10 protein-coding genes are annotated in these 8,286 nt (G+C 64.5%); 6 read left to right on the forward strand and 4 right to left on the reverse strand.

Features of this window, described 5'->3' with window-relative positions; all coding sequences use genetic code 11:
* Nucleotide 1: 1 nt before the first annotated feature.
* On the reverse strand, nt 2–670 hold the full coding sequence (tenA, locus tag AC1D34_RS29920; RefSeq protein WP_441487917.1) for a thiaminase II: 669 nt from the start codon (nt 668–670) through the stop codon (nt 2–4).
* Nucleotides 671–1,230: 560 nt separating this feature from the next.
* On the opposite strand from tenA, the gene AC1D34_RS29925 reads away from it, so the two are divergent.
* Together AC1D34_RS29925 and sugE are read left to right on the forward strand one after the other, a co-directional pair.
* The gene (locus AC1D34_RS29925) at nt 1,231–1,980 is read left to right on the forward strand and encodes a F0F1 ATP synthase subunit A (protein WP_476826165.1); all 750 of its coding nucleotides are present in this window, start codon (nt 1,231–1,233) and stop codon (nt 1,978–1,980) included.
* A gap of 25 nt (nt 1,981–2,005) precedes the next feature.
* A complete protein-coding gene (gene sugE, locus AC1D34_RS29930; RefSeq protein WP_113511072.1) occupies nt 2,006–2,323 on the forward strand; it encodes a quaternary ammonium compound efflux SMR transporter SugE in 318 nt (105 codons plus the stop codon).
* Between the two features lie 90 nt (nt 2,324–2,413).
* Here the strand turns inward: sugE and AC1D34_RS29935 are convergent, their stop codons facing one another.
* Together AC1D34_RS29935 and AC1D34_RS29940 are read right to left on the reverse strand one after the other, a co-directional pair.
* Nucleotides 2,414–3,082 carry a hypothetical protein gene (locus AC1D34_RS29935; protein ID WP_476826166.1) on the reverse strand — a complete coding sequence of 223 codons (669 nt, stop codon included), beginning with the start codon at nt 3,080–3,082 and terminating at the stop codon, nt 2,414–2,416.
* 116 nt (nt 3,083–3,198) lie between these two features.
* Nucleotides 3,199–3,744 carry a MarR family winged helix-turn-helix transcriptional regulator gene (locus tag AC1D34_RS29940; RefSeq protein ID WP_441487920.1) on the reverse strand — a complete coding sequence of 182 codons (546 nt, stop codon included), beginning with the start codon at nt 3,742–3,744 and terminating at the stop codon, nt 3,199–3,201.
* Nucleotides 3,745–3,866: 122 nt separating this feature from the next.
* Here AC1D34_RS29940 and AC1D34_RS29945 point away from each other — a divergent pair, with 122 nt between their 5' ends.
* The 4 genes from AC1D34_RS29945 to AC1D34_RS29960 all read left to right on the forward strand — a co-directional run bounded on the left by AC1D34_RS29945 (nt 3,867) and on the right by AC1D34_RS29960 (nt 6,787).
* Nucleotides 3,867–4,658 (forward strand): MBL fold metallo-hydrolase, encoded by a 792-nt coding sequence (locus AC1D34_RS29945; protein ID WP_476826167.1) that lies wholly within the window; start codon nt 3,867–3,869, stop codon nt 4,656–4,658.
* Between the two features lie 177 nt (nt 4,659–4,835).
* The gene (gene ykgO / locus AC1D34_RS29950) at nt 4,836–4,961 is read left to right on the forward strand and encodes a type B 50S ribosomal protein L36 (RefSeq protein ID WP_038363015.1); all 126 of its coding nucleotides are present in this window, start codon (nt 4,836–4,838) and stop codon (nt 4,959–4,961) included.
* A gap of 147 nt (nt 4,962–5,108) precedes the next feature.
* A complete protein-coding gene (locus tag AC1D34_RS29955) occupies nt 5,109–5,765 on the forward strand; it encodes a tetratricopeptide repeat protein (protein WP_476768274.1) in 657 nt (218 codons plus the stop codon).
* A gap of 53 nt (nt 5,766–5,818) precedes the next feature.
* Nucleotides 5,819–6,787 (forward strand): alpha/beta fold hydrolase, encoded by a 969-nt coding sequence (locus AC1D34_RS29960; RefSeq protein ID WP_476826168.1) that lies wholly within the window; start codon nt 5,819–5,821, stop codon nt 6,785–6,787.
* 100 nt (nt 6,788–6,887) lie between these two features.
* Here the strand turns inward: AC1D34_RS29960 and pyk are convergent.
* A partial coding sequence (pyk, locus tag AC1D34_RS29965) for a pyruvate kinase (RefSeq protein WP_476826169.1) occupies nt 6,888–8,286 on the reverse strand: 1,399 nt, incomplete at its 5' end.

Below are 8,286 nucleotides of genomic sequence, written 5' to 3' on the forward strand. Positions count from 1 at the left end.
GCTATGCGGTGCCGTCGTTCAGCGCCATTTGCCAGAAATCCGCCTCGAGACGGGAGGCCTTGGCAAAGAGGGTCGTGAGTTCGGCAAAGCGCCGTTCCGTCATCGCCCGCGCGGCGAGATCGTCGAGATGGCGCCGGGCTGCCATCGCGATTTCCTGATAGGCATCGCCGGCATATTCCCCGATCCAGTCGCGATAGGGATGGTCCCCGAGTGCTTCTGGGCCCGCGGGAGTAAGGTTTCGCCCGATTTCGGCATAGCCGATCACGCAAGGGGCGAGCGCGACATGCAGGTCGAGCAGGTCGCCCGAGACGCCGCAGTCCAGCACGAACCGGGTATAGGCAATCGTCGCGGCATGCTCCGGTGCTGCTTCGATCTCGGTGGGGTGCAGCCCCCAACGGCCGCAGAGCCGGATATGGAGGTCCATCTCGACGTCGAGGATGGCTGCCAGGCCGGCCTTGGCCGCCCGCATGTCGGAAAGCGTGCGGCCCTTGTAGATTGCGAGCGCATAGGCGCGGGCGAACTGGATCAGGAAGAGATAATCCTGCACCAGATAGGTACGGAAGGCGGCCTGCGGCAGCATGCCAGTCGCCATTTGCCGGACGAAGGCGTGGTCGACATAGCTCGTCCAGTCGGCCTTTGCTGCGGACTTCAGTCGATCGAAAATGTCCATCTCAGGCGTTGTCTCCACAGGCGGTGCCAGCCGGATGCGCGAAATGCGGCATCAGGCCGCCGGAACCGATAGGCTTTGGCGGGTCAGGCTGCAAATTCCGGCTCTACCCCCGAATTCGAACAGCTTCAGGGTGTTTTCGGCGATGGAAGCGCTCGGACCGGTTAGCGCTCGCGGCGGCTTTCTGTCCGTCATCAATGTGAAGGCCAGCCCGTCCGGTTGACGTGAAAWTCACTTCGCTCTAGAGACCGGCCCGCACTGGACGACCTGTGCCATCTGTAACGCTGGGGACGGCCCCATTGTCTCGGGAGAGATAATGGAACCGACATGCCCCAGGCATGGCCGCAGGCTGCTGATTGATCAGCGAGCCGGGCCTTCTTCTCAGAAACTGCCCTCTTCCCAAAACCTGACGAACCGCTTCGCMCGCTGGCACGTCCATGCGCGCCGTCCGGATTCGTCCCGTATCCCGCCCGCAGTCGAAGCGTTGGCCTGCACGGCCTGGCGCCTGCCGACGCATCGCGGGGCCGTTCCCGTTTCAACCCACATGACGCAAGAGGTTCGCCGTGGCCGGCCCGATTGAGCAATTCGAAATCAAGACGCTGTTCAGCCTTGGGGAGGTCGCTGGGCAGGAGATCGCCTTCACCAACTCATCCGCCTTCATGATCGCGATCGTCGCCATCGCCAGCGGCTTTCTGCTGTTCTCGACCCGCTCCCGCGCGATTGTCCCTGGCCGTGCCCAGGCCCTGAGCGAAATTCTCTACGAGTTCGTACGGAACACGCTCAGAAGCATCGCAGGCGAGCATGGCATGCGTTTCTTCCCGCTGGTCTTTTCGCTCTTCATCTTCATCCTGTTGGCCAATCTGATCGGAATGTTGCCGTTCGCGTTCACCGTGACGAGCCATATCTCCGTGACCTTCGCGCTTGCCATGCTCGTCTTCTGCACGGTGACGATCTATGGCCTCGTGAAGCATGGCTTCGGCTTCCTGCGGCTGTTCCTGCCGTCGGGCGTTCCCATCGTCCTTGCGCCGATCATCGTCCTGATCGAGGTCGTCTCCTATATCTCGCGACCGATCAGCCATTCGATCCGCCTGTTCGCGGTCATGCTGGCCGGCCATATCGCGCTCAAGGTCTTTGCCGGCTTTGTCGTCGGCATGACCGGTCTCGGTGCGGTTGGCATCCTTGGAGCGGTGCTGCCGCTGATCATGACGGTCGCCCTCACCGGTCTGGAGGTACTGATGGCAATCCTGCAGGCCTACATCTTCACCATGCTCACCTGCATGTATCTCAACGATGCCCTTCACCCGAGCCATTGAGGCCGCACGAGACGGAGTATCAGCAATGGCTTGGATCTATCTGCTCTTTGCAGGCGTCTTCGAAGTCGTGTGGGCGTCGACCATGAAACAGTCCGAGGGCTTCACGAAGCTCGGGCCCAGCGTGATCACGATCGCGACGATGATCATCAGCTTTGGCCTGCTGGCCGTGGCGATGAAGTCGCTGCCGCTGGGCACGGCCTACGCGATCTGGACGGGAATCGGTGCGGTCGGAGCTTTCCTCGTCGGCATTTTCGTAATGGGAGAGGCCGTCACCTTCTTCCGGATCGCCAGCGTCAGTCTCATTGTCGCCGGGCTGATCGGGCTCAAGCTTTCGACGGCCTGATGACGCTCGCCTGCGATCATCGCAGACGAACGGCCACCCGGTTGGGTGGCCGTCTTGTTTCAGGGCATCTGTCGATGCTGATCGTTCGGCTCAGTTCGTCGCGAAGCAGTAGAACAGGCCGGCTCCCCCCGTGCCGCGCAGCGCTTCCTGGCTGCAGCCTCCCCGCGACGCATGCGAGGTGTTCCACGACTTCGCCGGTGGGGATTCGTCCAGGCCGCTGCGGTCATGGTGGCCGAGCATGACGGCGCCCTCCGTACCGCTCTTGGTGTAGTTGCCGCAGGTCCGGTCCTCGCCGGGGCCGAAGGCGGTGCCGTCGGCCTGGGAGCCTGTGAGCATATCGTGCTGGTTCGGTGTATCGCCGCGACCATTGACCGGCTCGCCCTTCTCGTTGAGCGCGGTCTGTTTGGTCAAGCCGGCCGCGCCGCCATGCAGGTCAGCGACGCTGGTGGCGATCACAGCTCCCTTGGCGTTGCGCCAGGGCCCTGGGCCGATGCGGTCTCGCGCGTTGACGGCTGTGGTGCCGCCAGTCGCCTGCGTGGAGAGATAGGCCCGCCAGGTCTTGCTGCCTGCACCCGCCGCCTGGGCAAGACGCTGGCAGATGGCGTCGGCGCCTGCGAGGCCGCCGAGATCGGCACCCTTCGCGGATCCGGCACTGGTGACAAAGAAGGTCATTTCGGACGTCTGGGCCTGGGCCGAGCCGGTGGCAAATGCCAATAGTCCAGCCGCAGCGACAAGCGTGAAACACGTCACGCGCTTCATGTGGTCCTCCCTTCGTTCTGGATCGGTCTGTGCTTCGGTTCCCCTGCTTCTCGGTCCGCCGGGGCTCAGAGTGACAAGTTAATCGGGTAACAACAAGGCTTTGGGGGCGACGGAAACTAGCCGTGCCCCTGCGTCGTCCCGGGATTATCCTCGATGGCCCGGTTGAGTTTACGCAGCAGCGCGGCAAGGGCCCCGCGTTCTTCCGGCGAGAGATGGGTCAGAAAGGTCGCTTCGCTTTTCATGTCGGCGCGGAAAGCCGCCTCCACCTTCGCGCGTCCGCTCTCGGTCAGCTCGACGGCAAGACTCCTTCCATCGGTGTCGGACGGCACGCGCCTGACGAGGCCCGCCCTTTCAAGCCGAGCGAGGCGGTGGCTGAGGCTGCCCGAGGCGATCATCAGGCTGGTGTAGAGTTCAGTCGGCGTCAGGCGGAACGGCGCGCCCGCGCGGCGGAGCGAGGAGACGATATCGAATTCGCCGCGATCCAATCCAAATCCGGCGAAGGTCGCCTCGATGCTTGGGCGAACTAGGTTGGAGAGCCGGTAGGCCCGACCCAGCACGGCCATGGCGCCGGTATCGAGATCAGGCAATTCGCGCTGCCACTGTGCGCGCAGCCGGTCGACATGATCCTGGGTCTCGTCAGCGTCGGCCAAGGCACTCTCCATCAGCCAGAGTATCTTGACATGAAGATAGATTGATGAGCTAGTATCTTCATATGAAGATAGTTTGGCGGCACCGAATGCAGGGGCGTTCGATGCCGGCCTTCGTTCAAGCCGGAGACAGGCTCATGCCGCGCTTCATCTGCCGCCAATGCGGCGCCCGATTTCCCGATACGGACACCCCGCCCGACGCTTGCCCGATCTGCCGTGATGAGCGCCAATACGTGCGCTGGGACGGCCAGGAATGGCTGACGCCGGGCGAACTCGCGTTCGGTCATTCCGTCGTCTGCAGCGAGGACCATGGCGTGCTTGGCCTGCGCATCGCACCGGCCTTCGCGATCGATCAGCGGGCGTTGCTGGTCGAGGCGGAGGAGGGCAACCTGCTATGGGACTGCATCGGGCTTGTGACGCCCGAGGCGGTCGAGGCGATCCGCGCGCGCGGGCCGATGATCGGCATCGCGATCTCGCACCCGCATTACTACACCGCGATGGCGGAATGGGCGGCCGCGCTCGGCGTGCCGGTCTATCTCCACGCTGATGATCGGCAGTGGGTGACCGAGCCGGACCCTGCCATCCGCTTCTGGGACGGCGAGGCCCTGAAGCTTGGTCCGACCTTGACGCTGTTGCGCTGCGGCGGCCATTTCGCTGGGGCGACCGTACTGCACCATGCCAAGGGGGAGGGCGCGCTCTATTGCGGCGACGTGCTGCAGGTGGCGCAGGATCGCCGCTATGTCAGCGTGCTCTATTCCTATCCCAACATGATTCCGGTCAATGCGGCGACGATCCGGCGGATCGCCGCGGTTCTCGAGCCTTTTTCCTTCGCAAGGATCTATGGCGCCTTCGAGGGAAGGGTCATCGCCGGCGACGGTAAAGCGGCGCTGGCACGCTCCTTCCGGCGTTATCTGGCCGCGATCGCCTGAGGGTATTCGATGGTTTTCGCACGCTGGACCCTTGCGATCGCCGGAAAAATCCGTATACAGCCGGCATCGCATCAGCCGCGCCGTTCGAGTGGTCGATGAGGATCGCCCGCCGATCCGCGTCGCAGCTGTGAATTTTTGACCGATTCGTCCGAAAGGCGGATCGACGGAGTAGAGACGATGAAGATCCGCAATTCGCTCAAGTCGCTGCGCGCCCGTCATCGCGACAACCAGCTGGTTCGCCGCAAGGGCCGCGTCTACATCATCAACAAGGTCCAGAAGCGCTTCAAGGCGCGCCAGGGCTGAGTTGGCGCGCGGCTTTCGCTGCCGCGACGTTTTGATGCTGACTCCAGATTTGAAGGTGGGCGCGCTCGGCGCGCCCACCTTTTTTGGCATGAGCCTCTCGCCACGTCGTGATTTGACGCGACCGCACGAGCCCCTAATCTTGTGGGCATGAGCATTCCTCGTCTGCCTTCCGCTGCTCTTGCGCTTGTCCTGGCGACAGCCTTGCCGTTCGGGCTAGGCGCTGCCCTGGGGCAGGACAGCGCACCAGCGCAGCCTGGCACCGTGCCGCATTCGGACACGACGGATAATCCGGCGGCACCGGCTCCCGGTGCCTCGCGCAGCCCGGCTGCGACGCTGGATCGGCTGTTCGAGCGGCTTGCTGCCGCCAAGAGCCCGGAGGAGGCCAAGGGCATCGCCAATCTGATCCAGCGGCGCTGGGCGCGATCAGGGTCGGATACGGCGGATCTCCTGATGGCACGGGCGCAGGAGGCGATGCGATCCAAGGAGCTCGATCTCGCGATCGAATTGCTCGACCGCATCATCAGTCTCGAGCCGGACTGGGCTGAAGGCTGGAATCAGCGCGCCAACGCGCTCTTCCTCGCGGGCGATTCGATCCGCTCGATGATCGACATCGGAGAGGCGCTGAAGCGCGAGCCGCGTCATTACGGCGCGATGATGGGGCTCGGCACCATCCTGCGGCAGCAGGGGGACGACAAGCGTGCCCTGATCGCCTATCGGCGGGCGCAGGAGATCTATCCGCAATTCGAGGCCATCAAGGACGCAGTCGATTCGCTGAAGACCGAAGTCGACGGCCGCGACGCGTAGGCCCTTGCGGTTCACCAGTGAAACCAAAGCGAATGCGGCGACGTAAGCAAATCATGCTCGCGCGCGCCTTGCTCATTCTTCCTGCCCTTCTTGTTGCCGGCCTGCTCGCCAGGACGGAGTGGCTTGGCGTCGAAGCAGAACGACAGCATCCCCCCAAGGGCAGCTTCCTGACGCTTCCAGGAGGCAGGCTGCACTATGTCGAGCGCAAGCCGGTGGGCGAGATGCRCGGCACCGTCGTGCTCGTCCACGGAGCCTCGTCAGATCATGCCGACCTGCTGGCGACGCTCGGACCCGAGCTTGGCCATTACCGGGTGATCGCGCTCGACCGGCCGGGCCATGGCTGGAGCGATCGGATCGACGAGAACGCCATGGCTGATCCCGCTCAGCAGGCGACAGTCATCATGAAGGCTCTCGATCAGATCCTGTCGGAGCCCTTCGTGCTGGTCGCTCATTCGCTGGCCGGAGCGCTCGCAACGCGGATCGCACTGGATCACCCCGAGCGATTGCGCGGACTTGTCCTGCTTGGCGGCGTGACCCACCCCTGGCCTGGCGGCATTGCCTGGTATTATCACGCGGCCTCATGGCCTGTGATCGGCCCGGTCTTCACGCGATTGATCGGCGTGCCGGCGTCCGATGCCCTTTTGCGCTCYGGTGTCGAGAGTGTCTTTGCGCCGCGGCCGGTCACGCCCGGCTATGTCGCAGCAGGCGAAATCCGGCTGCTGCTGCGCCCTTCGACCTTCGAGGCGAATGCCCGGGATGTCGCCGCGACCCACGCCTTCGTCAGCGCACAGGCTCCGCGCTACCGCGATCTCAGGATTCCGGTGGTGGCGATCACCGGGGACAGCGACGCGATCGTGTCTCCGGTGATCCATTCCGCCGCGATCGCACGCGAGGCGCCGCAGGGGCGCTTCGTGCTGCTGCCGGGCGTCGGGCATATGCCGCATCACGCGGCGCCCGAAATCGTCGTCGAGGCAATCGACCAGTTGGCCGGACCGCGCTCGAGCCTCGCGTTCGCGCGCTAAGGCATCGGCCCGAAAAGTGGATTGCGGTTTTCGGGAAAGCCGATGCAACACAAGGGGTCAGATCATCGGATACGATATCCGGTCCGATGATCTAAGGGCGTCAGGCCTTGGCGACGTGCTCCTTCGCGATGAAGGCGATACGCACCATGTTGGTCGCGCCCGGCGTGCCGAACGGGACACCGGCAACCACGATGATGCGGTCTCCGACCGCGGCATAGCCTTCGCGGACCGCGAACTTGCAAGCGCGGAAGGCCATATCGTCGATGTCGCTGGCGTCCTTGGTCACGACCGCGTGCACACCCCAGACCAGGGTGAGGCGCCGCGCCGTCCCGCGATTGGGCGTCAGCGCGATGACGGTCGAGTTCGGCCGCTCGCGGGCGATACGGAAGGCGGTCGAGCCCGAGGAGGTCCAGGCGGTGATGGCCTTGAGATTCAGCGTATCGGCGATCTCGTGGGCCGCCTTGGCGATGGCATCCGCGCCCGTGGCCTCGGGCTCGGCGCGTTGCGATTCGAGGATCGAGCGGTAGATCGATTCACTCTCCACCTCCTCGGCGATGCGGTTCATCATCGTCACCGCCTCGATCGGATATTGTCCGGCAGCGCTCTCGGCCGAGAGCATCACGGCGTCGGCCCCCTCGAAGACGGCAGTCGCGACGTCGGAGACCTCGGCGCGGGTCGGCACCGGAGCGGTGATCATGCTTTCCAGCATCTGCGTTGCGACGACGACGGGCTTGCCCATGCGCCGTGCCATGCGGGTGATGCGCTTCTGCGTGCCCGGCACCTTTTCCAGCGGCATCTCGACGCCGAGATCACCACGCGCGACCATGATCGCATCGGACGCCTCGATGATCTCTTCAAGCCGGAGCAGCGCTTGCGGCTTTTCGATCTTGGCGAGTGCGAGCGCCCGCCCGCGCACGATCTTGCGCAGGTCGGCCATGTCCTCGGGGCGCTGGACGAAGGAGAGCGCGATCCAGTCGACGCCGGCATCTGCTGCGGCTTCGGCGTCGGAACGGTCCTTGTCCGTCATCGCCGAAACCGGGATCGTGGTGTCGGGCAGGCTGACGCCCTTGCGCGATGAAAGCCTGCCACCGACCGTGACGCGGGTCACCGCCTGCTTGGGGCTCGCCTTCTCGACGACGAGACGGATCTTGCCGTCGTCGAGGATGAGGGCGTGGCCGGGCTCAAGCGCACTCAGGATCTCGGGATGGGGCAGGTAGACGCGCTTCACGTCGCCGGGGGCAGGGTCGGAATCGAGGACGAAGCGCGCGTCCTTTTCCAGCATCACGCCACCATCGCCACCGAACTGGCCGACGCGCAGCTTCGGTCCCTGCAGATCGGCGAGAATGCCGACGGGGCGATGGAATTTCTCCTCCAGGCCACGCAACATGGCGACCCGCTCCGGCAGCGTCTCGCGCTGGGTGTGGCTCATATTGATCCGGAAGACGTCGACGCCGGCTTCGAACAGTTTGGCGCACATCTCCTCGCTGGCGGAAGCCGGA

The organism is Allobosea sp. P1_A7, from assembly GCF_056406775.1.